General features: G+C 55.7%; 22 protein-coding genes. 4 read left to right on the forward strand and 18 right to left on the reverse strand.

The window, feature by feature from the left end:
- Positions 1–158: 158 nt before the first annotated feature.
- The 4 genes from hemG to pepQ are packed head-to-tail and all read right to left on the reverse strand — an operon-like array spanning position 159 to position 4,140.
- The gene (gene hemG / locus BM323_RS18170) at positions 159–695 is read right to left on the reverse strand and encodes a menaquinone-dependent protoporphyrinogen IX dehydrogenase (RefSeq protein ID WP_008105837.1); all 537 of its coding nucleotides are present in this window, start codon (positions 693–695) and stop codon (positions 159–161) included.
- 17 nt (positions 696–712) lie between these two features.
- The gene (gene trkH / locus BM323_RS18175) at positions 713–2,164 is read right to left on the reverse strand and encodes a Trk system potassium transporter TrkH (protein WP_008105835.1); all 1,452 of its coding nucleotides are present in this window, start codon (positions 2,162–2,164) and stop codon (positions 713–715) included.
- A gap of 27 nt (positions 2,165–2,191) precedes the next feature.
- On the reverse strand, positions 2,192–2,809 hold the full coding sequence (locus BM323_RS18180) for an IMPACT family protein (RefSeq protein WP_008105833.1): 618 nt from the start codon (positions 2,807–2,809) through the stop codon (positions 2,192–2,194).
- On the reverse strand, positions 2,809–4,140 hold the full coding sequence (pepQ, locus tag BM323_RS18185) for a Xaa-Pro dipeptidase (RefSeq protein ID WP_036648706.1): 1,332 nt from the start codon (positions 4,138–4,140) through the stop codon (positions 2,809–2,811). The genes BM323_RS18180 and pepQ overlap by 1 nt, the downstream gene beginning before the upstream one ends.
- Positions 4,141–4,326: 186 nt before the next feature.
- Between pepQ and fadB the strand changes: the two genes are divergently transcribed.
- Positions 4,327–6,510 (forward strand): fatty acid oxidation complex subunit alpha FadB, encoded by a 2,184-nt coding sequence (fadB, locus tag BM323_RS18190; protein ID WP_008105829.1) that lies wholly within the window; start codon positions 4,327–4,329, stop codon positions 6,508–6,510.
- Between the two features lie 10 nt (positions 6,511–6,520).
- Positions 6,521–7,684 (forward strand): acetyl-CoA C-acyltransferase FadA, encoded by a 1,164-nt coding sequence (gene fadA, locus BM323_RS18195; protein WP_008105827.1) that lies wholly within the window; start codon positions 6,521–6,523, stop codon positions 7,682–7,684.
- Positions 7,685–7,767: 83 nt separating this feature from the next.
- Here fadA and fre read toward each other — a convergent pair whose 3' ends face one another.
- From fre to pepE, 3 genes are all read right to left on the reverse strand, one after another.
- Positions 7,768–8,469 (reverse strand): NAD(P)H-flavin reductase, encoded by a 702-nt coding sequence (gene fre / locus BM323_RS18200; RefSeq protein WP_008105825.1) that lies wholly within the window; start codon positions 8,467–8,469, stop codon positions 7,768–7,770.
- A 39-nt stretch (positions 8,470–8,508) separates the two neighbouring features.
- A complete protein-coding gene (ubiD, locus tag BM323_RS18205) occupies positions 8,509–9,993 on the reverse strand; it encodes a 4-hydroxy-3-polyprenylbenzoate decarboxylase (RefSeq protein ID WP_008105823.1) in 1,485 nt (494 codons plus the stop codon).
- A 73-nt stretch (positions 9,994–10,066) separates the two neighbouring features.
- Entirely contained in the window at positions 10,067–10,798 is a 732-nt protein-coding gene (gene pepE / locus BM323_RS18210; RefSeq protein ID WP_008105821.1) for a dipeptidase PepE, read from the reverse strand.
- Positions 10,799–11,007: 209 nt separating this feature from the next.
- On the opposite strand from pepE, the gene rfaH reads away from it, so the two are divergent.
- Positions 11,008–11,496 carry a transcription/translation regulatory transformer protein RfaH gene (gene rfaH, locus BM323_RS18215; protein WP_008105818.1) on the forward strand — a complete coding sequence of 163 codons (489 nt, stop codon included), beginning with the start codon at positions 11,008–11,010 and terminating at the stop codon, positions 11,494–11,496.
- Here rfaH and tatD read toward each other — a convergent pair.
- The 10 genes from tatD to udp form a co-directional block, all read right to left on the reverse strand.
- Positions 11,493–12,275 (reverse strand): 3'-5' ssDNA/RNA exonuclease TatD, encoded by a 783-nt coding sequence (gene tatD / locus BM323_RS18220; protein WP_008105816.1) that lies wholly within the window; start codon positions 12,273–12,275, stop codon positions 11,493–11,495. The genes rfaH and tatD overlap by 4 nt on opposite strands.
- Before the next feature lie 60 nt (positions 12,276–12,335).
- The gene (tatC, locus tag BM323_RS18225; protein WP_008105814.1) at positions 12,336–13,094 is read right to left on the reverse strand and encodes a Sec-independent protein translocase subunit TatC; all 759 of its coding nucleotides are present in this window, start codon (positions 13,092–13,094) and stop codon (positions 12,336–12,338) included.
- 2 nt (positions 13,095–13,096) lie between these two features.
- A complete protein-coding gene (gene tatB / locus BM323_RS18230; RefSeq protein WP_008105812.1) occupies positions 13,097–13,624 on the reverse strand; it encodes a Sec-independent protein translocase protein TatB in 528 nt (175 codons plus the stop codon).
- Between the two features lie 2 nt (positions 13,625–13,626).
- Positions 13,627–13,881 carry a Sec-independent protein translocase subunit TatA gene (gene tatA, locus BM323_RS18235; RefSeq protein WP_008105810.1) on the reverse strand — a complete coding sequence of 85 codons (255 nt, stop codon included), beginning with the start codon at positions 13,879–13,881 and terminating at the stop codon, positions 13,627–13,629.
- Between the two features lie 110 nt (positions 13,882–13,991).
- A complete protein-coding gene (gene ubiB, locus BM323_RS18240; protein WP_008105809.1) occupies positions 13,992–15,629 on the reverse strand; it encodes a ubiquinone biosynthesis regulatory protein kinase UbiB in 1,638 nt (545 codons plus the stop codon).
- The gene (locus BM323_RS18245; RefSeq protein ID WP_008105807.1) at positions 15,626–16,231 is read right to left on the reverse strand and encodes a ubiquinone biosynthesis protein UbiJ; all 606 of its coding nucleotides are present in this window, start codon (positions 16,229–16,231) and stop codon (positions 15,626–15,628) included. The genes ubiB and BM323_RS18245 overlap by 4 nt, the downstream gene beginning before the upstream one ends.
- Positions 16,232–16,237: 6 nt before the next feature.
- Positions 16,238–16,996 (reverse strand): bifunctional demethylmenaquinone methyltransferase/2-methoxy-6-polyprenyl-1,4-benzoquinol methylase UbiE, encoded by a 759-nt coding sequence (gene ubiE / locus BM323_RS18250; protein ID WP_008105805.1) that lies wholly within the window; start codon positions 16,994–16,996, stop codon positions 16,238–16,240.
- Positions 16,997–17,071: 75 nt separating this feature from the next.
- Positions 17,072–18,583 (reverse strand): DNA recombination protein RmuC, encoded by a 1,512-nt coding sequence (gene rmuC / locus BM323_RS18255; RefSeq protein ID WP_036648702.1) that lies wholly within the window; start codon positions 18,581–18,583, stop codon positions 17,072–17,074.
- Positions 18,584–18,784: 201 nt separating this feature from the next.
- Entirely contained in the window at positions 18,785–20,056 is a 1,272-nt protein-coding gene (locus tag BM323_RS18260) for a tetratricopeptide repeat protein (RefSeq protein ID WP_008105800.1), read from the reverse strand.
- A gap of 99 nt (positions 20,057–20,155) precedes the next feature.
- The gene (gene udp / locus BM323_RS18265) at positions 20,156–20,917 is read right to left on the reverse strand and encodes a uridine phosphorylase (RefSeq protein WP_008105797.1); all 762 of its coding nucleotides are present in this window, start codon (positions 20,915–20,917) and stop codon (positions 20,156–20,158) included.
- Positions 20,918–21,219: 302 nt separating this feature from the next.
- Here udp and BM323_RS18270 point away from each other — a divergent pair, with 302 nt between their 5' ends.
- A complete protein-coding gene (locus tag BM323_RS18270) occupies positions 21,220–22,056 on the forward strand; it encodes a dienelactone hydrolase family protein (protein WP_008105796.1) in 837 nt (278 codons plus the stop codon).
- 41 nt (positions 22,057–22,097) lie between these two features.
- On the opposite strand, the gene metE is transcribed toward BM323_RS18270, so the two are convergent.
- Positions 22,098–24,368, reverse strand: coding sequence for a 5-methyltetrahydropteroyltriglutamate--homocysteine S-methyltransferase (gene metE, locus BM323_RS18275; RefSeq protein ID WP_008105794.1), 2,271 nt, complete (start codon positions 24,366–24,368; stop codon positions 22,098–22,100).
- Between the last annotated feature and the right edge of the window lie 39 nt (positions 24,369–24,407).

Here is a 24,407-nt window from a genome sequence, read left to right on the forward strand (position 1 = left end):
TCATCCGGCGGGATGAATTTCTTCACTCCCTGCTGAGCCGTCTGCGTTGCCGCTTTGCCGTCTCAGTGGTGGCGCATTATAGGGAGTTATTCGGATGTGACAAGGGTTTATTGCAAATAAATTACTGTTCGACCTAAATTTCGCCACAACGCTGTATTTCACAACGATTTGCCTGGTAACTGCGCAAAATCCTGGGCAAAAAGCGCCACTTTATTCCAATCAGTGTATTCCACTTCTTTCGATGCATCGGTTTCGCCGCCGGTCATACGCATAATGAATTGAATCATGACGCGATCAAACCAGCGATAACGCGGATAACGCAACGCCCCGGCGAAAACCGCACAGCAATCGGGTTGCCACGGTGACTGCTCCAGGAACTTGCGCGTATACGCATTGGTCTCTGGTGTGCACTTATCGGCTTTGCGCGCCGTGAGATTGACACTAAAGAAGCCGCTTACGCGCTGCTGCAACTGAGCTTTATGCTGCGTAACAAACTTAAGCAAAGCCGGATTGAAATGACCGTAGCGGATCGAAGCACCAATCAGTACGCGATCGTACTGCAACCAATCAATCTGGTTTGCCTCCAGTAGATCGATCACGTCACACAGTTGATGCGGCACTAACGTCTGCGCAATGCGCGCGGCAATGTCACGGGTTTGCCCATCGCGGCTGGAATACAGAATCAACGCTTTCATTACTCAATCCTATTTTATTATTCGCGCCAGAAGGTCGGCGTGAACAGCACCAGCAGCGTGAACACTTCAAGGCGTCCAAACAGCATGGTCAAAATCAAAATCCACTTCGCGACATCATTCATTGAAGTGAAGTTGTCTGCCACGACACCCAAACCGGGCCCGAGGTTATTCAGAGTCGCGGCCACGGCAGCAAAAGCAGAGAAGTCATCCACGCCGGTGGCGATGATGGCCAGCATACTGAGCAGGAACACCAGCGCATAAGCTGAGAAGAAACCCCACACCGCTTCGAGGATACGTTCCGGCAACGCGCGGTTACCCAGTTTGATGGTGTAAACCGCATTCGGGTGTACTAAACGCTTCAGCTCACGCGAACCCTGTTTGAAAAGCAGCAGAATGCGGATCACCTTCAATCCGCCGCCAGTAGAACCCGCCATGCCGCCGATAAAGGCCGAACACAGCAGCAGCACCGGCAGGAACAGCGGCCAGCGTGCAATGCTGTCGGTGGTGAAGCCGGCCGTGGTCGCCATCGAAACCACCTGGAAAAACGCTTGATTCAATGTTTGCCAGCCGCTGGCGTACACATTGTGGAACCACAGCACGATGGTACAGATCAGCACTAAGGTCAGTTGTACACCAATAAACATGCGGAATTCGGGATCGCGCCAGTACACTTTCAGGTTGCGACCGCTTAATAAAGAGAAGTGCAGACCGTAGTTGCAGCCCGAGATCAGCAGAAATACCGCGACGATGGTGTTGATGGTTGGGCTATTAAAGTAGCCGATGCTGGCATCATGGGTTGAAAACCCGCCAATCGCGATAGTCGAGAAGCTATGGCCGATAGCATCGAACATCGGCATGCCCGCCAGCCACAGCGCCAACGCGCACGCAACGGTGAGCAACACATAGATCAGCCACAGCGTTTTCGCTGTTTCCGCAATACGCGGGCGCATCTTGTTATCTTTCAGCGGACCCGGCATTTCAGCGCGATAGAGCTGCATGCCACCCACGCCCAGAATCGGCAGAATCGCCACCGCCAGCACAATGATTCCCATCCCGCCGAGCCACTGCAGCATCTGCCGATAGAACAGAATCGCTTTCGGCAGCGTATCCAGTCCCACCAGCGTGGTGGCTCCGGTGGTTGTGAGGCCAGAGAAGGATTCAAAGAACGCATCAGTAACTGAAAGATGTGGCTGCTCGGCGAAGATAAACGGCATCGCACCAACGCTGCCCAGCACGGTCCAGAACAGCACCACGATGAGGAAACCTTCACGCGGCTTAAGTTCGCTTTTCTGCTTGCGATTAGGCCACCACAGCAGCGAACCGATAACGATCGCCATCATAAAGGTCTGACTGAACGCGCGCCCGGCTCCATCACGGTAAATCAAGGCGACGAGGCCCGGTAAAATCATGGTCACCGAGAACAGAATCACCAGCAGGCCCACGATGCGGGTAATGGCGCGAAAATGCATTCAGCCGTTTCCTTTAAACAGAAGCTTTTAGTTTGTCAGCGGGATGAGCGTCAGCGCGCCCCGGCTGTAATCAGAGAGGTTTTGGCGAAAGCCATCAATCTGCGCATGCGGCAACGCTAAACGCAGCGCAATACGATCCTGATAATGGCTCTCTTCTATAATGCCGTCAAAACGTTGCAGCAGGCGCTCGATGTCACTGAGTTGAGCGTAATCGCATTGCAGGGTAAAAGATTCCATCGGCACTTTACGTTGACGCGCCAGTTGCTTCAGCCCTTGTTGCACGCCGCCGCCATATGCTTTTACCAGTCCGCCGGTGCCCAGCATAATGCCACCATAATAACGCACCACCACCGCAGTAATCTCACCGACACCGCTGCCCATCAGTTGGGCCAGCATCGGTTTGCCGGCGGTGCCAGATGGTTCACCATCATCGGAGAAACCCAACTGTTGCGAATCATCCGGCGCGCCTGCCACCCACGCCCAGCAGTGATGCCGCGCGGTGGGATGTTCCTGTTTCACCTGCTGCACAAACGCGCGCGCCGCTTCCACGCCCGCCGTGTGCGCCAGCAAGGTGATGAAGCGGCTTTTCTTGATGGTTTCCTCGCTGAGACTCACGGCCTCAGCGGGAATGTCGTAAGCATCCATCAGGCAAGGTGCAGATCGCGCGTCATGTTTTCAATGCGATTAGTGTGGATCACCACGTTATCCTCGATACGAATACCGCCGTACGGTTTCAGTGCATCGATTGCCGCCCAGTCAAAGTATTGACTGAACTTGCCGCCGCGCAGCTTCGCCAGCAGCGAATCGATAATATAGAAGCCCGGTTCGATAGTCAGCACCATGCCAGGTTCCAGCACGCGCGTACAACGCAGATACGGATACTGCGACGGTGCCGCCAGATGCGTACCGTTGTCGTCCTGCATAAAGCCAGCCACGTCGTGCACCTGCAGGCCGAGCGGATGTCCAAGGCCGTGCGGCATAAACGGACCGGTTAAATCTTCCGCCACCAGCGTCTCTTCGGTCAGGCCTTTCACCAGTTCGAACTTCAGCAGCAGACGCGCAATGCGCTGATGCATCTGCAGATGATAATCGGTATAGCGCACGCCAGCTTTCAAAGTAGCGATCAGCGCCAGCTCTTCCTTGTTCATCGCCGCAACCATTTCGGCATAGCGCGATTTGCTCTGCGCCGCATAGCTGCGCGTCAGGTCAGCGGCGTAACCGAGATATTCCGCACCGGCGTCAATCAGGAAGCTGTGGCGTTTGGCCGGCGGTTGATGATCCAGTTTGGTGTAGTGCAGTACTGCGGCATGTTCATTCAGCGCGATGATGTTGCCGTAAGGCACATCGGTATCGCGATGGCCGGTTGCGGTCAGATAGGCGATATTGATATCGAACTCGCTCATGCCAGAGAAGAACGCCTCTTTGGCCGCGCGATGCCCCGCCACCGCCAGCTTCTGCGCTTCACGCATACACGCCAGTTCGTACTCAGTTTTGATACTGCGATGATAATGCAGGAAATCGATCACGCCTTTCGGGTTCACCTGCTCGCTGTTAATGCCGAGCTGGGAAGCGCGTGACGGCACCGGACCGATATAGGCCACGTTTTCGCGCTGTGCAGGCAGCAACTGCGCGATCTCATCGGCACTCTTCAGGCCAATCACATCGACATCGTTGGTCCAGAAGCTGTTGGGCAGCGGCTCAACGTTGTGCCAGTAATCTACCGGTGAATAGAACCACAGCTTGGGTTTATTCACGCCATCAATCCATAACCAGCAGTTTGGCACCTGCGTCACCGGCACCCACGCTTTGAACTGGGGATTCACCTTAAACGGATAGTCGTGATCGTCGAGAAAAACGGTCAATAACTCGCCGGAATGAATCAGCATGGCATCAAGCTTAAAGCGAGCCAGCACCTGCTGCGCTCGCTGCTGCAGCGTATTGATGTGCGCGTGATACAGGGTTTTCAGTGAATCCATGGACTTGTCTCCGATGTCGCGAAAGTGGCCGCAGTGTAGCACAGCCGTGTAAGCGATGCCGTGCTGCACGCGCTGTGATCGTTGTATCAAATAAGCAAACTCTCGTTTGCAAATAATTAACATCAGACTCACACTCCAACTCATCTGGTATGACCAGATCAACTTTCGCGGTTTCAGGAGACGGACATGCTCTACCAAGGCGATACCCTTTCAGTTCACTGGCTTGACGACGGCATCGCCGAGCTGGTTTTCGATGCGCCCGGTTCGGTGAACAAACTCGATACCAAAACCGTTGCCTCATTGGGCGAGGCATTAAGCGTATTAGAACAGCAACCCGCGCTGCGCGGCCTGTTGCTCTCATCGGCCAAACCGGCATTTATCGTCGGTGCTGACATCACAGAATTCCTGTCGCTGTTTGATGCGCCAGAAGAGAAGCTGAGTCAGTGGCTGGCATTTGCCAACAGCATCTTCAATCGCTTAGAAGATTTGCCGGTGCCAACCGTGGCCGCTATTGATGGCTATGCGCTGGGTGGCGGCTGTGAATGCATACTGGCAACCGACTTCCGCGTTGCCACGCCCACCGCACGCATCGGCCTGCCGGAAACCAAACTGGGCATCATGCCGGGCTTTGGCGGCAGCGTGCGTTTGCCGCGCCTGCTCGGTGCCGATAGCGCGATGGAAATCATCGCCGCCGGTAAAGATGTTGATGGCAACAGCGCCCTGAAACTCGGTTTGGTGGATGCAGTGGTCAGCAGCGACAAACTACGTGATGCGGCGCTCACCGTTTTGCAGGACGCCATTGTGCAAGGCAACTGGCAAGCACGTCGCGCGCCGAAGCTGGCACCGCTGAAACTCAGCCCGATTGAGGCCGCCATGAGCTTCACCATCGCCAAAAGCATGGTGCTGCAAACCGCAGGCAAACACTATCCGGCACCGATTACCGCCGTGAAAACCATTGAAGCCGCCGCCAGCCTCGGACGTGATGATGCGCTGAAGCTGGAAACCGCTGCTTTTGTACCGCTGGCGCAGAGCGATGTGGCGCGTGCGCTAGTCGGCATCTTCCTGAACGATCAGTACGTCAAAGGCCTGGCGAAGAAGCACAGCAGCGCGGCCGGTGCGCCGCAGCAAGCCGCAGTATTGGGCGCAGGGATTATGGGCGGCGGCATTGCTTATCAATCGGCATGGAAAGGCGTGCCGGTGATGATGAAAGATATCAATCCGCAGGCGTTAACGCTGGGCATGACCGAAGCCAGCAAGCTGCTGAACAAACAGCTGGAGCGCGGCAAAATTGACGGCGCCAAACTGGCCAGCGTACTCACCACCATTCAGCCGACGCTGGATTACGCCGGATTCGAACGTACCGATGTAGTGGTGGAAGCGGTAGTGGAAAATCCGCAGATCAAAGCCAAAGTGCTGGCAGAAACCGAACAGCATCTGCGCGAGGACGCCATTCTTGCCTCCAACACTTCAACCATTCCGATCAGCCAGCTGGCGCAAGCCTTAAAACGCCCGGAAAACTTCTGCGGCATGCACTTCTTCAATCCGGTGCCGCGTATGCCGCTGGTCGAAGTGATTCGCGGTGAGAAAACTTCAGAAGCGACCCTGAGCAAAGTGGTGGCCTGGGCGAGCAAAATGGGCAAGACGCCGATTGTGGTGAATGACTGTCCCGGCTTCTTTGTGAATCGCGTGCTGTTCCCCTACTTCGCCGCTTTCAGCCTGCTGCTGCGCGACGGCGCGGATTTCCGTCAGGTCGATAAAGTGATGGAAAAACAGTTCGGCTGGCCGATGGGCCCAGCGTGGCTGCTGGATGTGGTTGGCATTGATACCGCGCATCACGCTCAGCAAGTGATGGCGCAAGGCTTCCCGTCACGCATGCAGAAAGATTATCGCGACGCGATCGACGTGCTGTTCGAAGCCAAACGTTACGGCCAGAAAAACGGTCAGGGCTTTTACCGCTGGGAGCAGGATAAAAAAGGCAAAGCGCAGAAGAAAGCCGATGCAGCTGTCGATGCGCTGCTGGAACCTATTTGCCAGCCTAAGCGCGCGTTCAGCGATGACGAGATCGCCAACCGCATGATGCTGCCGATGCTCAACGAAGTGGTGCGCTGCCTCGAAGAGAAGATCATCGCTTCACCGGCCGAAGCCGATATGGCGCTGGTGTACGGTTTAGGCTTCCCGCCGTTCCGTGGCGGCGCGTTCCGCTACATGGATACGCTGGGCAACAGCAACGTGGTCGATCAGGCCAAACGTTATAGCGCGCTCGGCCCGCTTTACGCGCTGCCGGAGCTGCTGTTGCAAAAAGCCCATCAGCATCAGAGCTGGTATCCCGCGGTGCAACCGATTGACGAAGCGGCGCTGCAAAGTGCCTGAGGTAATGAAAATGGAAAAAGTAGTCATTGTAGATGCGGTCCGCACGCCGATGGGCCGCTCCAAAGGCGGTGCGTTTCGCCAGGTGCGCGCAGAAGATCTCTCGGCGCATTTAATGCGCGAGCTACTGAGCCGCAATCCGGCGGTCGATCCCGCCACGCTGGACGACATTATCTGGGGCTGCGTGCAGCAGACGCTGGAGCAAGGCTTCAACATTGCACGTAACGCCGCGCTGCTGGCCGAGATCCCGCATCGCGTGCCTGCCAGCACCGTCAACCGCCTGTGCGGTTCGTCGATGCAGGCGCTGCACGACGCGGCGCGTGCCATTATGGTTGGCGATGCGCACAGCTGCCTGATTGGCGGCGTCGAACATATGGGCCACGTGCCGATGAGCCACGGCGTGGATTTCCATCCCGGCCTTGGTCGCACGGTGGCGAAAGCGGCGGGCATGATGGGGTTAACCGCCGAAATGCTGGCGCGCATGCATCACATCACGCGTGAGCAGCAGGATGCTTTTGCGCTGCGTTCGCACCAGCGTGCCTGGGCGGCAACCCAGCGTGGCGATTTCAAGCGTGAGATTGTGGCGACCTACGGCCACGACGCTGACGGCGTGTTGAAGCGTTTAGAGAGCGACGAAGTGATTCGTGAAGAGACCAGCCTCGAAGGATTGGCTGCGCTGCGCCCGGCGTTCGATCCGGTCAACGGCACCGTGACTGCAGGCAGCTCCTCCGCGCTCTCCGACGGTGCAGCCGCAATGCTGATCATGAGCGAAAGCCGCGCACGCGAACTCGGTCTGACGCCGCGCGCGCGTATTCGCAGCATGGCGGTGGTCGGCTGCGATCCGTCGATTATGGGTTACGGTCCGGTTCCCGCCAGCAAGTTGGCGCTCAAGCGTGCCGGACTCAGCGTGCAGGATATCGACCTGTTCGAGTTCAACGAGGCTTTTGCCGCACAAGCGCTGCCGTGCATCAAGGACATGGGTTTGCTGGAACAGCTGGATGAGAAAGTGAATTTGAATGGCGGCGCGATTGCGCTCGGTCATCCGCTGGGATGTTCCGGTGCGCGTATCAGTACCACGCTGCTGAATCTGATGGAGCGTCGCGATGCGCAATTTGGTCTGGCGACCATGTGCATTGGCTTAGGCCAGGGCATCGCCACGGTGTTCGAACGGGTTTAATACGTTAATGTTGCACGTGTTCCCGCCCTTTCGGGCGGGTTTTTTATGGCTGATCGTCGTAGGGTCGCCATTGATGGCGACCCTCAGATAAACGCAAACGCATCGCCGAACATCTGCGCTTCCAGCGCACCGCGCTCAGCGCAGAAACGCTCACGCGCAATCTTCGCCATCTCAAAACGACCAGCAATATAGATATCGTGCTCGCTAAGCGACGCGAAATCCTGCATCACCGCCGTCAGCACCGTGCCGCTGCGTCCGGTCCAGTCATCCGCCGGTTGTTCCACCACCGGAATCACTTTCAGGTTCGGATGCTTCACCGCAAGCGCATTCAGCTCATCCAAATCGTACAGATGCATTAACTCACGGCCGCCCCAGTAAATCGCGATCTCGCGATCGGGTTTCTGTGCCAGCGCGGTCAGCAGAATAGAACGCGCATAGGAGAAGCCGGTGCCGCCCGCAATCAGAATGATCGGACGCTCACTGTCTTCACGCAGCCAGGCATCGCCGTGCGGCATATCGACGGTAATCTGGCGATCGTTCTTGATGCGGTCCATCACCGCCATCGCGTAGAGATTGAGATCCGATGCGCCGATGTGCAGCTCAATGATGTCCTTTTCCATTGGCGTAGAAGCCAGGGAAAACGGGCGCTTATCGCGCTCATCCATCACCACCATCAAATACTGTCCTGCGCGGAAGTTAAAATCCGCCGCCGGAATTAAACGAACGCGGTAAACCGTGTCCGTAATCGCTTCAACCGAAGTCACTTTGCAGCTTAACGTTGTCATGCGTTCCCTTTTTCTTCGGGTCTAATTGGTCTGCCGCCGTTAGCGCTGCGGCGGCTCGGCAAAGATAGCTAACTCATCCCAAATGGCGTCAATGCGCGCGGTCACCGCCGGATCTTTTACAATCGGCGTGCCCCACTCGCGCGTGGTTTCGCCCGGCCACTTATTGGTCGCATCAAGTCCCATCTTCGAGCCTAAGCCGGAAACCGGCGAGGCGAAGTCGAGATAATCGATCGGCGTGTTCTCAACCAGCACCGTATCGCGCGCCGGATCCATGCGCGTGGTAATCGCCCAAATCACATCATTCCAGTCGCGTGCGTTAACGTCGTCATCGCACACAATCACGAACTTGGTGTACATGAACTGACGCAGGAACGACCACACGCCGAACATCACGCGCTTAGCGTGACCGGCATACTGTTTCTTGATCGTCACTACCGCGAGGCGATAAGAGCAGCCTTCTGGCGGCAGATAGAAATCCACGATCTCCGGGAACTGCTTGATCAGAATCGGCACCAGCACTTCATTGAGCGCCACGCCCAGCACCGCCGGTTCATCCGGTGGACGTCCGGTGTAGGTTGAATGATAAATCGGGTTGCGACGTTGCGTTACGTGCGTCACGGTAAACACCGGGAAGCTGTCTACTTCATTGTAGTAGCCTGTGTGGTCGCCGTACGGACCTTCCGGCGCGACATCGCCCGGCTCGATGTATCCTTCCAACACGATTTCCGCGCTGGCCGGCACTTCGAGTTCGTTCGAAACGCACTTCACCACTTCGGTTTTATTACCGCGCAGCAAACCGGCAAAAGCGTATTCGGAGAGCGTATCCGGCACCGGCGTCACCGCGCCGAGAATGGTGGCAGGATCGGCGCCCAGCGCTACCGACACAGGGAAACGTTCGCCCGGATGCGCTTTACACCACTCCTGGAAATCCAGCGCGCCGCCGCGATGCGACAGCCAGCGCATAATCACGCGGTTCTTGCCGATCACCTGCTGGCGATAGATACCCAGATTTTGTCGCTCTTTGTGCGGGCCGCGCGTAACGGTTAATCCCCACGTAATCAGCGGTGCAGCATCGCCCGGCCAGCATTTCATCACCGGGATGCGCGACAGATCGACTTCATCGCCGCTGAAAATCTCTTCCTGGCACGGCGCATTGCGCAGGCGCTTAGTAGGCATATTCAGCACTTGCTTGAACTGCGGCATCTTATCGAACAGATCGCGGAAGCCTTTTGGCGGTTCCGGCTCTTTCAGGAACGCCAGCAGCTTGCCGACTTCACGCAGCGCACTGACCTCTTCCTGTCCCATGCCCATCGCCACGCGTTTCGGTGTGCCAAACAGATTACACAGCACCGGCATGTCGTAGCCTTTCGGGTTTTCGAACAGCAGCGCCGGGCCGCCGGCGCGCAGCGTGCGATCGGCAATTTCAGTCATCTCTAACTCAGGATCGATCTCCTGAGTGATGCGCTTTAACTCGCCACGCTGTTCCAGCAATGCGAGGAAGTCTCGTAAATCCTGATATTTCATGCGGCTTTAGCTTTCCGGCCAGAGTGAAGCGCCATTATAGGGGCGTTTCACGCTGACATGTTGAGGTTTTGCGTCAGGCAGGCTGACAGGAAAACGGCACCAGCGACTGAATCGCCAATACATCGTGATAAGCGGCAATCGGCTCGCCGTGGCGGAACACTTTGAAGTCTTCGCCGCGTGCGCTGTAGTAACGCAGGCGATTCTCGCTCACGTGCAGGAAGCTGGCTTCACGCAGCGCAATCACCGATTCATGCGGATTAACGGCACAGAACTCGGCCAGACGTTCATCACGCGTTTCGCCCATGTGGCCGCTGACGTGCGCATCAAGATAATGCGGATTGATCTGCACCGGGAACAGGCCAAGCGCAGGCAACACCACGCTGCTGCGCACCGGCATGTCGTTGGTGGTACGAATAGAAGGCGTTGCCACATTGCAACCGGCGCTCCAGCCGACGTACGGTACATCACGCTCGCGCACCGCGCGTTGGATAGCGACGATCAAGCCGTGCTCGTGCAGCATTTGATTGAGGAACCAGGTATTTCCGCCGCTCACCAGAATCAGCTCAGCTTGTTCAATCGCCGCAACGGGCGATGCAAACTCGTGCACGGTGCGCACTTCAATGCCTAACGACGCGGATAAATCCTGCGCGCGCTGCGCATGATCGCCACGAATAATCGCGTACGGCACCAGCACCGCCGAGGTGATTCCGCGCTGGGCGATCATCGCGTGCAGCTGCGGGTGGGCGTAACCTAACAGCGGCGCATCGTCAGCCACTTTGCCGTTACTCAACAGGAACAGTTCCATCAGCCACTCCTTTTCAATCGAAAGATGGGGATGGAGTCTGATACAGATGGTCGCCAGCCGTCAATTTTCTTGCAAGAAAGCGTAAATAAGCCGCATCAATCGGATAAATCGTAGTGAAATTGTTTTCAGCGCCCGGTTTCCACCCGCCGATGCGCTATAACTCTGACAACTGATTTGATATTCTTAGCGTCCATTATTTGGGAGCGGTTATGGAATCCTGGTACTTACTCTATTGCAAACGTGGACAACTGTTGCGCGCGAAAGAGCATCTTGAGCGGCAAGAGGTGAATTGCCTCAGCCCAATGATCGCTCTGGAGAAGATTGTGCGCGGTAAACGCACCACCGTGAGTGAGCCGCTGTTCCCTAACTATCTGTTTATCGAGTTCGATCCCGAAGCGATTCACACCACCACCATCAGCAGCACGCGCGGCGTCAGCCACTTCGTGCGCTTTGGCACCATGCCGGCCACCGTATCACATGATGTGATCGAAGCGCTGCAGACCGACGCGCCGCAGATCGTGCTGGATCCGGAAACCCCGCAGAGCGGTGATGAAGTGATCATCACCGATGGCACTTTCGAAGGGCTGCGCGCCATTTTTGCCGAGCCGGATGGTGAAACGCGCTCCGTTCTGCTGCTCAACATGCTGAACAAACAGGTGATGCGCAGCGTGGATAACAAGCAGTTCCGCAAACTCTAAGCGAGTTTGAACAGCTGACGCGCGTTGAGATTAACCTGCGCGCCTAGCGCTTCTGCTTCTTCGCCACGCCAGTTCGCCACCTGCTGCACAATATGCGGCAGGAAGCACGGCTCATTGCGGCGTGAAGTGGGACGCGGATGCATATCGCGCGGCAGTAAATACGGTGCGTCGGTTTCCAGTAACAGGCGCTCAGCCGGAATCAGCGGCAGCAATTCACGCAGTTCCATACCGCGACGCTCGTCGCACACCCAACCGGTAATTCCCACCGATAATCCCAGCGCCAGACACGCTTGCAGCTCGTCACGCGTACCGGTAAAGCAGTGAACGACAGCGCCGACCAACTTCGGCAGCCACGGCTCAAGCACCGCGACAAAACGATCGTGCGCTTCACGGCAATGCAAAAACACCGGCAATTGCAGCTCAGCGGCCAACGCCAGCTGCGCATCGAAGGCGTATTCCTGCTGATCGTGGGCCGAAAGATTACGATTGAAATCCAGGCCACATTCGCCAATCGCGACCACCTGCTCGCTGTCCGCCAAGCGACGTAAGGTATTCGCGGTTTCCGCCGACCATTCACTGGCATGGTGCGGATGGACGCCAGCGGTTGACCAGCAATATCCTGCATGTTGCGCTGCCAGTTGGCGTGCTTGCTGGCTCTCCAGCGCGTTGGTGCCGGTAATTAACAGGCCGGTGACGCCTGCTTCGCGCGCACGTTTTACCACCTGATCGCGATCTTTTGCGAATTGCGTGCTGGTCAGGTTTACACCGATATCAAACATGTTTTCTCCCCAATAAAAAACCGCCCAGCGGGGCGGTTTAGATGCATCTTACCGAAGACATCAGGATTCGGTGTTGTGTTCCTCATCCGAAGACTGACGTCCTTTACCCACATAGTAGCGGGAGAAGAATACGCCGACTTCAAACAGGCAGTACATCGGAATAGCGAGCAAAGTTTGCGAGAAAACATCCGGCGGTGTGAGCAGCATCCCAACCACGAACGCGCCAACCAGCATATAAGGACGTTTCTTTTTCAAATCTTCGGGTGACGTAATGCCGGTCCAGCACAGCAGCACAATCGCAATCGGCACCTCAAACGCCACGCCAAACGCCATGAAAATCGTCATGACGAAATCGAGGTAGTTGGTGATATCCGTTGCGATGGTGACGCCTTGCGGCGCGGTTTTGGCGAAGAAACCAAACGCCAGCGGGAACACGATGAAATATGCAAACGCCACGCCGACGTAAAACAGCAGCGTACTGGAGAACAACAACGGCATCACCAGTTTACGCTCGTGGCGATAGAGCGCAGGCGCCACAAACGCCCACACCTGATACAAAATCACCGGCACGGCCAGAAACACCGAAACGATAATGGTGAGCTTGATCGGCGTGAAGAAAGGCGATGCCACGTCGGTGGCGATCATGCTCGCACCGGCTGGCATCTGGCTAATCAGCGGTGCCGCAACCAGATGGTAGATATCATTCGCGAAATAGACCAGGCACAAAAAGATGACTAAAACAGCGATGATGCAATTCAACAAACGCTTGCGCAGCTCAATCAAATGGCTAATGAGCGGTTGGGTATCTTCAACGGCCATGTTTATCGTTCATCTTTTACGAGAGAAATCTTCGCGGTGCTTTCAGGAGCACTGGCGACGGGATGGGTTTCTGCTTCTGAAGCGACGTTGTCTGGCTGCGGAGCCTGTGCGGGTGCACTGGTTTGATGTTCCGCTGCAGCAGGCGTGACCGCGGGTGAAGTCACGGGCTGCGCTGCTGCTGGCTGAGTCTGATGAATGGTGTTGGCTTCATCTTCCTCTTTTTCGACATCGATACTCTGCTGCACCGAACGCTTCATCGAGTCGGCGGTTTTACGCAGTTCTTCCATCGACTCTTTCAGCTCAGGTGACAGCGTGCCACGGCCCGCTTCTTCCACCTTTTTCAGGCTGTCCTGCAATTCCTGCAGTTTCAGCTCTTGCGCCAGTTCGTTTTGTACATTCGCGGCCAGCGAGCGAATGGCTCTGATCCAGCCGACGACGGTTTTCACCGCAACCGGTAATCGTTGCGGGCCAAGCACAATCAGCCCGATCACGAACACCAATACCAGTTCACTAAAACCAATGTCGAACACAGTTATACCTGCTTGTCGTTCCGGGCGTCGTCTTTAGTCGCCGTGGTTTGCTGTTTGTCTGCCAGAGTTTTGGCGTTGAAGTCAGCGTCCTGCTCTTTCGGTTGATCCTTTTTATCGTCTTCATCGCCCATGGCTTTTTTGAAGCCGCGAATGGAAGATCCTAAATCCGAACCCAGGTTGCGAAGCTTGTTGGTACCGAACAGAAGAACAACAATGACGGCAATGATTAACAATTGCCAAATACTGATACCGCCCATGAGATATGCCTCTAATATTCTGTGAAAAACTGTTGACTGTAACGCACAGAAAGCCCGTATGATTTCGGGCTTTAGCTTGCGACATTACGCGATTTGTACCAGGCAGACAATCAGTTTGTCTTGCGCCAGCCAATAAGCCAGGTGACGATGCCAGCGGCCATTAATAGCGCCGGGAAGAAATCCCAATCCGGTCGACTTAACAGCACGGCGGTGCCACTTAATAACAGTGTAGCGCCTACACCAAACAGATAGCGCGCCTGATGATTACGTGTTCGCTGTACGTTTAAATCGGTGACGAGTTTATCGACGCTGTGCTTCAATAATTTGTGCTGGCGCATGCTGTCGTAAAATAGCTCCGGCAACTCCGGCAGTTTTTCCGCCCAGTACGGCGCTTTCTCTTTCACCGCCCGCATAATCGCCGGGATACCAATCTGATCTTTGATCCAATCTTCGAGGAACGGCTTGGCAGTTTTCCACAGGTCGAGCTGCGGATAGAGCTGGCGACCAATCCCTTCGATATAAAGTAGCGTCTTCTGCAGCAGCACCAATTGCGGCTGCACTTCCATATTGAAGCGACGCGCGGTGTTGAACAGGTTCAGCAGCACGTGACCAAACGAAATCTCAGCCAGCGGCTTTTCGAAAATCGGCTCACACACGGTACGAATGGCAAACTCAAAGTCTTCGACGTTGGTGTCCGGCGGCACCCAGCCCGAATCCACATGCAGCTCGGCCACTTTGCGGTAATCGCGGTTGAAGAAAGCGATAAAATTCTCGGCCAGATAGCGCTTATCTTCTTTGTTCAGCGAACCGACGATACCGCAGTCGATGCCGATGTATTGCGGATCTTCCGGGTGATCGTAGCTGACGAAGATGTTGCCGGGATGCATATCGGCATGGAAGAAGCTGTCGCGGAACACCTGAGTGAAGAACACCTGCACACCGCGCTCGGCCAGCAGTTTCATATTAACGCCATGCTGCTCCAGCGTGGCGATATCCGAGATAGGAATGCCGTAAATGCGCTCCATTACCATCATCGATTCGCTGCAATAATCCGAGAACACTTCCGGCACATACAGCATGCGGCTCTGGTCAAAGTTACGACGCAGCTGAATGGCGTTCGCCGCTTCACGCAGCAGATTCAGCTCATCAATTAAGGTCTTTTCGTAATCACGTACCACTTCCACCGGACGCAGACGACGTCCATCTGGCAGCAAACGTGGCACCCAACGCGCCAGACGGTAAATCAGTCGCATATCCGCTCTGATCACCGGCAGGATGTCGGGACGAATCACTTTGATCACCACCGCGCGGCCATTGGATTTCAGCGTCGCAGTATGCACCTGCGCGATTGACGCCGACGCCAGCGGTTTGATATCGAAGTCTTCAAACCAGGTTTCCACCGGGCCGCCAATCGACTTTTCAATCTGTTCTTTAGCTTTGACGCCATCAAACGGCGCAACGCGGTCTTGCAGCACCGCTAGCTCATCGGCAATCGCCGGTGGGAACAGATCGCGGCGCGTGGAGAGCATTTGACCGAATTTGATCCACACCGGACCCAGCTGCTCCATCGCCAGGCGAATGCGCACGCCAGCTGTGGCGTCTTTATGTTTATTGGGGATCCAGAAAATGCAGCGCCGCCACAAGCGTAAAAGCAGCGTGAAGCGCATGCGGGGAATCAGTTCATCAAGGCCGTAAGTCAGAAAGATCTTGATGATGAAGTATAAGCGCCGAATTTCTCCCAGCGTCATTTCGCCTCCAGCTGTGCTAAACGCGTTTCAAACGCATTGAGCGAACGTTCCATCGCTTCCACTTCCTCGCAAAACCATGCCAGTTCCAGTGCGCCCGGCGCAACGCGCCACTCTTCCGTCAGCACCTGACCAAGATAATCCTGCCGGCGGGTAAACTGCTGCTGCACGAATTTCAGCGCCTGCTGCGCGGCCTGACTTACGCCTTGCGCGGCGATATCGCCAATCCACGGCGCGAGATATTCCGCCGGATCCAGCTCGGCGAGATCCATCAGCGCGGAGAATTGCTGTACCACCTGCAAATCGCCGTCCACCTCCAGTTCACCGCTACGAATCAAGCTGGTGAGCTGCTGGCGGTCGCGCAGTTTCGGCAAGGTACTGACACGCAAGCTCACCGTGCAGTCGCTGTTGTCTTGCCAATCACTCAGCACATCGAGTTGGGATTCGCTAAACACCAGCACCAAAGGAAAATCGAGCTCTTGCAGACGCAGCATCAATACCTTGCCCGCCAAACGCTGGCGTGCGGCTTTCAGGCTGCGATCGCGATAGAGAACACGGTTCAGGGCGGTCTCAAGACCGCCGGTGATGAGAGGAGTTAAAGTCATGATGGATTAGAATTTAAATCCGCGATGCAGCGCGACAATACCGCCAGTCATGTTGAAGTAGGTGGTATTTTCAAAGCCCGCATCGTTCATCATCGCTTTCAGGGTTTCCTGATCGGGGTGCATACGAATCGACTCCGCCAGATAGCGATAGCTTTCAGCATCTTGCGCCACCAGCTGACCAATACGCGGCAGAATATGGAATGAATAAGTATCGTAAGCTTTGCTGAGCGGCTCCAGCAGCGGCTTCGAGAACTCCAGCACCAGCAAACGTCCACCCGGCTTCAGCACGCGGAACATCGATGCCAGCGCTTTCTCTTTTTCGGTCACGTTACGCAAGCCGAAGGAGATGGTGATGCAATCGAAGTAGTTATCCGGGAACGGTAGCGCTTCGGCGTTGGCCTGCACATAGCTAACATTGCCCGACACGCCGAGATTACGCAGCTTTTCGCGGCCCATCTTCAGCATCGAGCTGTTGATGTCTGCCAGCACAACCTGGCCGGTTTCGCCCACCAGACGTGAGAATTTTGCCGTCAGATCGCCGGTACCACCCGCCAGATCCAACACGCGTTGACCGCGGCGCACGCCGCTGCTGTCAATGGTAAAACGCTTCCAGACACGATGGATGCCAAACGACATCAAATCGTTCATCAGGTCATATTTTGCCGCGACGGAGTGAAACACGTCCGCGACTTTATCGGCCTTTTCGCTTTTCGCGACGGTCTGGAAGCCAAAATGGGTAGTTTCCTGCTGTGATTCATCTGCCATCGGTTTTACCTGTTCCACAAACAATTCTTGCCGAAGTGTATCAGAGTCGCGCTACACGAGCACGCGACCACCGTGCTATTCATTGATGCGGCGCAGCGAGTCTGTTGTTGGTTCTGCAACGTTTTCATCCTCGGTGCGATCGTCTGCCCAATCTTCATCCGCCTCTTCCGGCTGCGCTTGTTCAACCAGTTGCGGATTAATTGGACGTTTGATCTCCACGCCAAGCGTTCGAAAAGCTTCACTTTGCGCGATCAGGTTGCCGCGCCCTTCAGACAGCTTTTTCATCGCCTGATGATAGCTTTGCTGCGCTTTGTCGAGATTGTGGCCGATGCCGCTCATGTCATCGACAAACAGCCGCATTTTGTCGTACAGCCGCGTTGCCCGGTCGGCGATGCGCTGTGCGTTGCGGCTTTGGTGTTCATAACGCCAGAGATTGTTGATAGTGCGCAGCGCCACCAGCAACGTGGTGGGACTGACCAGCATAATGTTCTGCTGTAACGCTTCGCTGATCAGCTCAGGCTGGCGATCGATAGCCAGCAGAAACGCCGGTTCCACCGGGATAAACATCAACACATAATCCAGAGAGCGTAAACCGGGCAATTGTTGGTAATCTTTACGGCTCAGCAGGCGGATGTGTCCGCGCATGGCGTTAACGTGCTCCTGAATCGCCTGCTCACGCGTGGCTTCATCGTCGGCGTTGAAGTAGCGCTCGTAGGCAACCAGCGTCATTTTGGCGTCAATCACCACATCTTTGCCCTGCGGCAAACGGACGATCACATCCGGTTGCATCCTGCCCTGCTGTTCCAGCTGCACGCTTACCTGCGTTTGGTATTCATAGCCTTCACGCAAGCCAGAGGCTTCCAGCACGCGGGCCAATACCACTTCGCCCCAGTTGCCCTGAATTTTGTTGTCGCCTTTCAGCGCTTTAGTAAGATTGACCGCTTCCTGCGCCATCTGCGCGTTGAGTTGCTGCAACTGGCGTATTTCGTGAGTCAGCGTATGACGCTCGCGCGCTTCCACGCCAAAGCTATCAGTCACTTGACGGCGAAAACCGTCCAGCTGTTCACGCAGCGGGCCAATCAGGCTATTCAGACTTTGACGGTTCTGTTCATCGACGCGCCGCCCGCTGTTTTCAAAGATGCGGTTGGCAAGATTTTCAAACTGCGCGCTGAGACGCTGTTCGCTGTTGGTCAGCAGTCGCTGCTTCTCTTCTGCACCGTAGCGTGTCTCTTCAAGACGAATGGTCACTTCACGCAGCTCGGCTTCCTGTGCGCTGTTTACTTCCAGCTGATTGCGCAGCTCCCGGCTGAGCTGTTCACTTTCGCCGCGCCAGTAATCAAGCTGCTGTAAACGTTCCTGCGCACCGCTGAGCGCGCCGTGTAGCTGGCGCATCTCCTGTTCGCGTTGCTGGATTTGCTGCTGTAACTGTTCGAGCTGCTGCTGTTGACGCTGCTGCGCCTCTTCCAACAGGCGACGCTCGGTGGTGAAGCTGGCGTGCTGATGGCCGGCGCGCAGTTGGGCGATGATCCAGCCAATGCCCAAACCGGCCAGCGCCAGCGCGCCGCTAATGATAAGTTGCTGATCCATAATCCCCCCGCGGATCGTCTCGCTGAGGGAAAAGGTAGAGGCGCACTGTATGAATGTCCAGATTTTTTTCCCTTCATACTTCAAGCCGCAGATGCGTTGGCTGCACGTTCTCACCCCAGTCACTTACTGATGTAAGCTCCTGGGGATTCGCTCGCTTGCCGCCTTCCTGCGCCTCGAATTATTTGGGAAAACGTTTTCTACTTATAGGGCTTTTACGGTTAGATCGCCCGCTTTCCACGCATCAATCAGGAAGAAGGGCATCGGCAACACCCATTCGGTTTCACCCTGGATTTTGGCTGGATAGGTCCAGCTTTTCCCGTCGTAGGTGATCTCAACCTGCTGCCAACCGTTATCCCCATTTTCAACTGGGCCCGCCATGCTGGCAAAACCGGCGTTGCTGCCGACGTGGAAGCTGTCGGTTTGCCAACGAATTGGCTGATGCGCCGGCCACGGTTGTGCGTGGTGGAAGCGGAAAATATCGTCATGATTCAGGATGCTTTCGCGCACCGTTGGCCACAGCGCCACTTTGAGGAAGTACTGATCGGTGAAGCGCTCGCTACCGGCATACTGAGCGATAAAGTCACGCATCTGCTGTTCAACATTGTGGAACACGCCATGGCAACCGCCCCACATGCCCGCCAGCAACAGCTCAGTATGCGAGAAGTAATCACGCATATGATGGAACCAATACGGCGAGTTCAGCCATGCTTCTACCGCCACCACTTCGCGCTCGGACAACAATGAATCCGCGTCACGCACGATATAGCGTTTGACGCTGGCATCGTCCATCACCAGGAAACGCCACAGCGTTGGGAAGATAGTTTTCTCGTGCGACATATCCACCAGTTGGGTGTTTGGCTGCTTCAGGCGCTGCCAGACGTGCTGCGGCACGCTGTCGTCAAGATAGATGCGGCATATCCAGTCGGGATAGAACTCGCGCGCCACTTCGATGTTTTTAATCAAGGTTTCGCAGTAGCGTGGCTGGCCGCCATACAGGCTAAAGGAGATGATATTTTCTGCCGGATTGTTGCGGTTGATCGGTGGCGGCACGTTAGAAGGGAATACCACTTTCGCCCCTTTACTGAAAGTCACATCAGAATTCTGCAGTGATTCGAGGCCGTAACGCGCCACCTCATCCTCTTTATTCAACCAGCCACACACTTCGGTTAATCCATCCAGCCAGGTTTCCGACGCCTGCGCGCGCTGCGCGGCCGGAGCCTGATAGATTTTCTGATAAATTTTATAGGATTTTTTGTATTCGCCCACACGCATCAGGGTGAGCGCATAGTCGCTCAGCACCTGCATATGATTGGGTAAGACGCGCAGCACTTCTTCACAGCACTGACGCGCAAGAGGATAGTTATTCGCCGCCATCGCCTGGCGAAATCTCGCTGCTGCACCTTCAACACGTGATTGTGCAGTAGCGGGATTATTCATGAAATTGGGACGTGAGACAGAAACCATTTTGCGCATAAGAAATTTCTCAGTAGCTGCTGAAATTGCGCGCATTCTAATCAGGAAATAGCTGGAATCCTTATAAGCCTGGTCTCGAATTCATCCCTGACTGGCGCACTAAATTAAGCGACGCGCGGCTTCAACCACAATTTTCACCGCATCACTTTCGGTCTGTTTCATGGTCGCGGCATCCGGGATCTCTTTTTGCGTACGGTTCACGATGACACCCGCCACCATGCCGGCACGCAGTCCCTGACTGGCGCACATGGTTAACAGTGTAGCGGATTCCATCTCATAGTTAAGGACGCCCATTTGCTGCCACTCTTCCATTGAACCCTGGAAGCGATTCACCACGCGACCCGAGAAGGTGTCGTAGCGTTCCTGGCCTGGATAGAAGGTATCAGATGAGGCGGTAATACCGATGTGGGTTTTCGCGCCGCACGCTTCTGCGGCTGCCACCAGCGCGGTGGTGCAGGTGAAATCAGCCACGGCCGGGAATTCCATCGGCGCAAAATGCAGGCTGGCGCCGTCGAGGCGCACCGATGCGGTGGTGACCAGCACATCGCCCACATTAATATGCGGCTGGATAGCGCCAGTGGTGCCAACGCGCAGGAAGGTGCGCACGCCGAGTTGTGCCAGCTCTTCAACTGCAATCGATGTTGAAGGTCCGCCGATACCGGTCGAGCACACCACAACCGGTTTGCCATCCACTTCGGCCAGGTAGGTGGTGAATTCACGGTGTGAAGCCAGATGCTGTGGATTGTCCATCAGCGCGGCGATTTTCTTCACGCGCTCAGGATCGCCAGGCACGATGGCCAACGTGGCTCCTTTCAAATCAGCTTTGGTGATGCCAAGGTGGAAAACGTCAGACTGGGCCATAACAGACTCCTGATAATTGGGGATGTGCGCGCCACTCTACGTGAGCAGGCGATATAAATATGTGACTCAATTCACCATCAATAATGAAACTTACATTATCAGAAAAACATTATGTGATTTACATCACACATTAACGTTGTGCAATTCTGAATTGCTACAAGCGGTGCTGTGTAAGTGTTGGTGGCAATGTTAATAGAGAAGCAGCACACGTGAAAAAAATCCCTCTGCACCTTACGCCAGCCTTGCTTCACTTCGCCAGGCTATAGTTACGTGATTGCGCATTTGCTAGCACGGAGAGAACAATGAAAACCGAAGACAATATGGCACAAAAAACGGCACCCGGCGGCTTTGCACCCGCCGTTCAGCCCACCGCAAGCAGCACCATTATTACCACCAGCGACGCAATTCATGCTGGCGAGACCTCGGTTCCGAGCCAGGGCGAAAATCTGCCCGCCTATTACGCCCGACCAAAAGAGTATCAAGGCACCTTGCCGGTGGTGTTGGTGGTGCAGGAGATTTTCGGCGTGCACGAACATATCCGTGATGTCTGCCGCCGTCTGGCGCTGGAAGGTTATCTGGCGATCGCTCCCGAACTCTATTTCCGTGAGGGCGATCCCAACGATTACAACGACATTCCCACGCTGTTCAAAGAGCTGGTGAGCAAAGTGCCGGATTCGCAGGTGTTGTCCGATCTCGATCATGTGGCCAACTGGGCCACGCGCCACGATGGTGATATCCGTCGTCTGGCGATTACCGGTTTCTGCTGGGGCGGACGCATTAGCTGGCTGTTTGCCGCGCACAATCCGCAGGTCCGCGCGGCGGTGGCATGGTATGGCCGTTTAGACGGTGAGAAGACGCTGAAGCAGCAGAAGCATCCGATTGATGTTGCGGTCGATTTAAATGCGCCGGTGCTGGGTCTTTACGGTGGTCAGGATGAGAGCATCCCGCTGGAGAGCATTGATAAGATGCGTCAGGCGCTGCACGCCGCCAATGCCAAAGCAGAGATCGTGGTATATCCGGATGCCGGACATGCTTTCAATGCGGATTATCGTGCCAGTTATCACGCTGATTCCGCCAAAGATGGCTGGCAACGCATGCTGGCGTGGTTCGCGCAGTATGGCGTAGCGCCAAACGCGTAATAAAAAGGGGCGCCTATGCGCCCCAACATCATTCACAGCTTCTAAGCCGTTTCACCCCGCAGGTTTTGCGCCGCTTTGACCATATTCGCCAGTGCCTGACGGGTTTCCGTCCAGCCACGGGTTTTCAGGCCACAATCCGGATTCACCCACAAACGCGCTTCCGGGATGCTCTGCGCCGCTTTGCGCAGCAACTCTTCCATCCACTCCACGCTCGGCACATTCGGCGAGTGAATGTCATACACGCCCGGACCGATTTCGTTGGGATAGTCGAATTCCTTAAAGGTATCTAGCAGATCCATATCGGAACGTGAGGTTTCGATGGTGATGACGTCCGCATCCAGCGCGGCAATCGAATCCATAATGTCATTGAACTCGCAGTAACACATGTGGGTGTGAATCTGGGTGTCATCCTGCGCTACGGCGGCATTGAGACGGAATGCATCCACTGCCCAGGTCAGATACGCGGCCCAATCGGACTGATGCAGCGGCAGGCCTTCGCGCAGTGCCGGTTCATCAATCTGAATAATGCCGATACCGGCTTTTTCCAGATCTTCCACTTCGTCACGCAATGCCAGCGCAATCTGTTTGGCGATGGTTTCGCGACTCACATCTTCACGCGGGAATGACCAGCAGAGAATCGTCACCGGACCGGTCAGCATGCCTTTCACCGGCTTGTCGGTCAGCGACTGCGCGTACTTCGCCCACTCAACGGTAATTGCTTGCGGACGACTTACGTCGCCGATGATGATCGGCGGTTTAACGCAGCGTGAACCGTAGCTCTGTACCCAGCCATTTTGGGTGAATACAAAGCCGTCGAGGTTCTCGCCGAAGTATTCCACCATGTCGTTACGCTCTGCTTCCCCGTGCACCAGCACGTCGAGACCCAAACGTTCCTGCTCAACAATCGCCTGTTTGATGTGTTCGGCGATGCCGGTGCGGTAGTTACCGCCATCAATGTTGCCTTTTTTGAAGTCGAGGCGCAGGCCGCGAATTTCGGTGGTCTGCGGGAATGAACCGATGGTGGTAGTCGGCCACGCTGGCAGGTTGAAGCGGTTACGCTGCGCTTTGGCACGTTCGGTGTAGTTGCTGTTACGTTCAACATCTTTGGCCTGGATTTTCGCCAGACGCTCGCCGACTGCGGCATTATGCACGCGCGTGGAGTTGGCACGCGCACGAATCGGTGCGCTCCACTCGACCAGCGAAGCGGCATCGTTGTTGTTCAGCGCCTGACTCAGTAGAGCAAGCTCAGCGCACTTCTGCAGGGCAAAGGCGAACCAGCTTTTCACCTCTTCATCAAGGCGCGTTTCCACACTGAGATCGATTGGGCTGTGCAGCAAAGAGCAAGATGATCCGATCCACAATTGTTGACGCTGACCCACCAGCGGCTGCAGACGTGCAAACCAGCTGCTGAGATCCGCGCGCCACACGTTACGTCCGTTGATCACGCCGACGGAAAGCAGCCAATCTGCCGGGACCTGCTCATTAAGCTGTTGGATATCGTCTTTGCCGTGCACCAGGTCAACGTGCAGACCTTGCACCGGCAGCGCTTTGATCACGTCGAGGTTCTGACCGATGCTGTCGAAATAGGTGGTGAGCAACAGTTTGCTTTCACCCTGCAGCGCGTCGTAAGCCGGTTTGAACGCATCGCGCCAGGCTTGCGGCAGTTCCAGCGCCAGTGCAGGTTCGTCGATTTGTACCCATTCAATGCCGCGTTTTTTCAGTTCCGCCAGCACCTGTTGGTAAACCGGCAGAATGTCTTTAAGCAGTGACAGGCGATCGAACGGCACACCTTTCACTTTACCCAGCCACAGATAGGTAACCGGGCCGAGTAGCACCGGTTTAATCTTGTGGCCGAGCGCCAGCGCCTCATCAACTTCATTCAGCAATTGAGTCCAGGTCAGTTTGAACTGCTGGCCTTGCGTGAATTCCGGCACCATGTAGTGATAGTTGGTGTTGAACCATTTAGTCATTTCCGCCGCCGCCGCCGGTGCACCGCTTGGGGCGCGGCCACGGCCAAGACGGAACAGCGTGTCGAGATCAACGGATCCATCTTTGTTCTGGTGGCGTGCAGGCACGTTGCCCAGCAGCAGGCTGGTTGTCAGAACGTGATCGTACCAGGCGAAATCGCCGACCGGCAGCAGATCGACGCCCGCCTCTTTCTGCTGTTGCCAGTGACGAGCGCGCAGTTCGCGCCCCACCGCTAGCAGCTCTTCCTGTGAGCTTTTACCTGCCCAGTAGCTTTCCTGTGCTTTTTTCAATTCACGACGCAATCCAACGCGAGGGAAACCGAGAGTGTGGTTCAGAATGGTCATTTTCTGTTCTCCAGATATTCTTAACTGAGTAGGGTGCAG

This window comes from Pantoea sp. YR525, from assembly GCF_900116775.1.
Classification (GTDB): Bacteria; Pseudomonadota; Gammaproteobacteria; order Enterobacterales; family Enterobacteriaceae; genus Pantoea; species Pantoea symbiotica.

What these genes read in the sequence shown, in the direction of transcription:
- hemG (WP_008105837.1), bottom strand. Translation starts at nt 695, where the DNA reads ATGAAAGCGTTGATTCTGTATTCCAGCCGCGATGGGCAAACCCGTGAC.
- trkH (WP_008105835.1), bottom strand. Translation starts at nt 2,164, where the DNA reads ATGCATTTTCGCGCCATTACCCGCATCGTGGGCCTGCTGGTGATTCTG.
- BM323_RS18180 (WP_008105833.1), bottom strand. Translation starts at nt 2,809, where the DNA reads ATGGATGCTTACGACATTCCCGCTGAGGCCGTGAGTCTCAGCGAGGAA.
- pepQ (WP_036648706.1), bottom strand. Translation starts at nt 4,140, where the DNA reads ATGGATTCACTGAAAACCCTGTATCACGCGCACATCAATACGCTGCAG.
- fadB (WP_008105829.1), top strand. Translation starts at nt 4,327, where the DNA reads ATGCTCTACCAAGGCGATACCCTTTCAGTTCACTGGCTTGACGACGGC.
- fadA (WP_008105827.1), top strand. Translation starts at nt 6,521, where the DNA reads ATGGAAAAAGTAGTCATTGTAGATGCGGTCCGCACGCCGATGGGCCGC.
- fre (WP_008105825.1), bottom strand. Translation starts at nt 8,469, where the DNA reads ATGACAACGTTAAGCTGCAAAGTGACTTCGGTTGAAGCGATTACGGAC.
- ubiD (WP_008105823.1), bottom strand. Translation starts at nt 9,993, where the DNA reads ATGAAATATCAGGATTTACGAGACTTCCTCGCATTGCTGGAACAGCGT.
- pepE (WP_008105821.1), bottom strand. Translation starts at nt 10,798, where the DNA reads ATGGAACTGTTCCTGTTGAGTAACGGCAAAGTGGCTGACGATGCGCCG.
- rfaH (WP_008105818.1), top strand. Translation starts at nt 11,008, where the DNA reads ATGGAATCCTGGTACTTACTCTATTGCAAACGTGGACAACTGTTGCGC.
- tatD (WP_008105816.1), bottom strand. Translation starts at nt 12,275, where the DNA reads ATGTTTGATATCGGTGTAAACCTGACCAGCACGCAATTCGCAAAAGAT.
- tatC (WP_008105814.1), bottom strand. Translation starts at nt 13,094, where the DNA reads ATGGCCGTTGAAGATACCCAACCGCTCATTAGCCATTTGATTGAGCTG.
- tatA (WP_008105810.1), bottom strand. Translation starts at nt 13,881, where the DNA reads ATGGGCGGTATCAGTATTTGGCAATTGTTAATCATTGCCGTCATTGTT.
- ubiB (WP_008105809.1), bottom strand. Translation starts at nt 15,629, where the DNA reads ATGACGCTGGGAGAAATTCGGCGCTTATACTTCATCATCAAGATCTTT.
- BM323_RS18245 (WP_008105807.1), bottom strand. Translation starts at nt 16,231, where the DNA reads ATGACTTTAACTCCTCTCATCACCGGCGGTCTTGAGACCGCCCTGAAC.
- ubiE (WP_008105805.1), bottom strand. Translation starts at nt 16,996, where the DNA reads ATGGCAGATGAATCACAGCAGGAAACTACCCATTTTGGCTTCCAGACC.
- rmuC (WP_036648702.1), bottom strand. Translation starts at nt 18,583, where the DNA reads ATGGATCAGCAACTTATCATTAGCGGCGCGCTGGCGCTGGCCGGTTTG.
- BM323_RS18260 (WP_008105800.1), bottom strand. Translation starts at nt 20,056, where the DNA reads ATGCGCAAAATGGTTTCTGTCTCACGTCCCAATTTCATGAATAATCCC.
- udp (WP_008105797.1), bottom strand. Translation starts at nt 20,917, where the DNA reads ATGGCCCAGTCTGACGTTTTCCACCTTGGCATCACCAAAGCTGATTTG.
- BM323_RS18270 (WP_008105796.1), top strand. Translation starts at nt 21,220, where the DNA reads ATGAAAACCGAAGACAATATGGCACAAAAAACGGCACCCGGCGGCTTT.
- metE (WP_008105794.1), bottom strand. Translation starts at nt 24,368, where the DNA reads ATGACCATTCTGAACCACACTCTCGGTTTCCCTCGCGTTGGATTGCGT.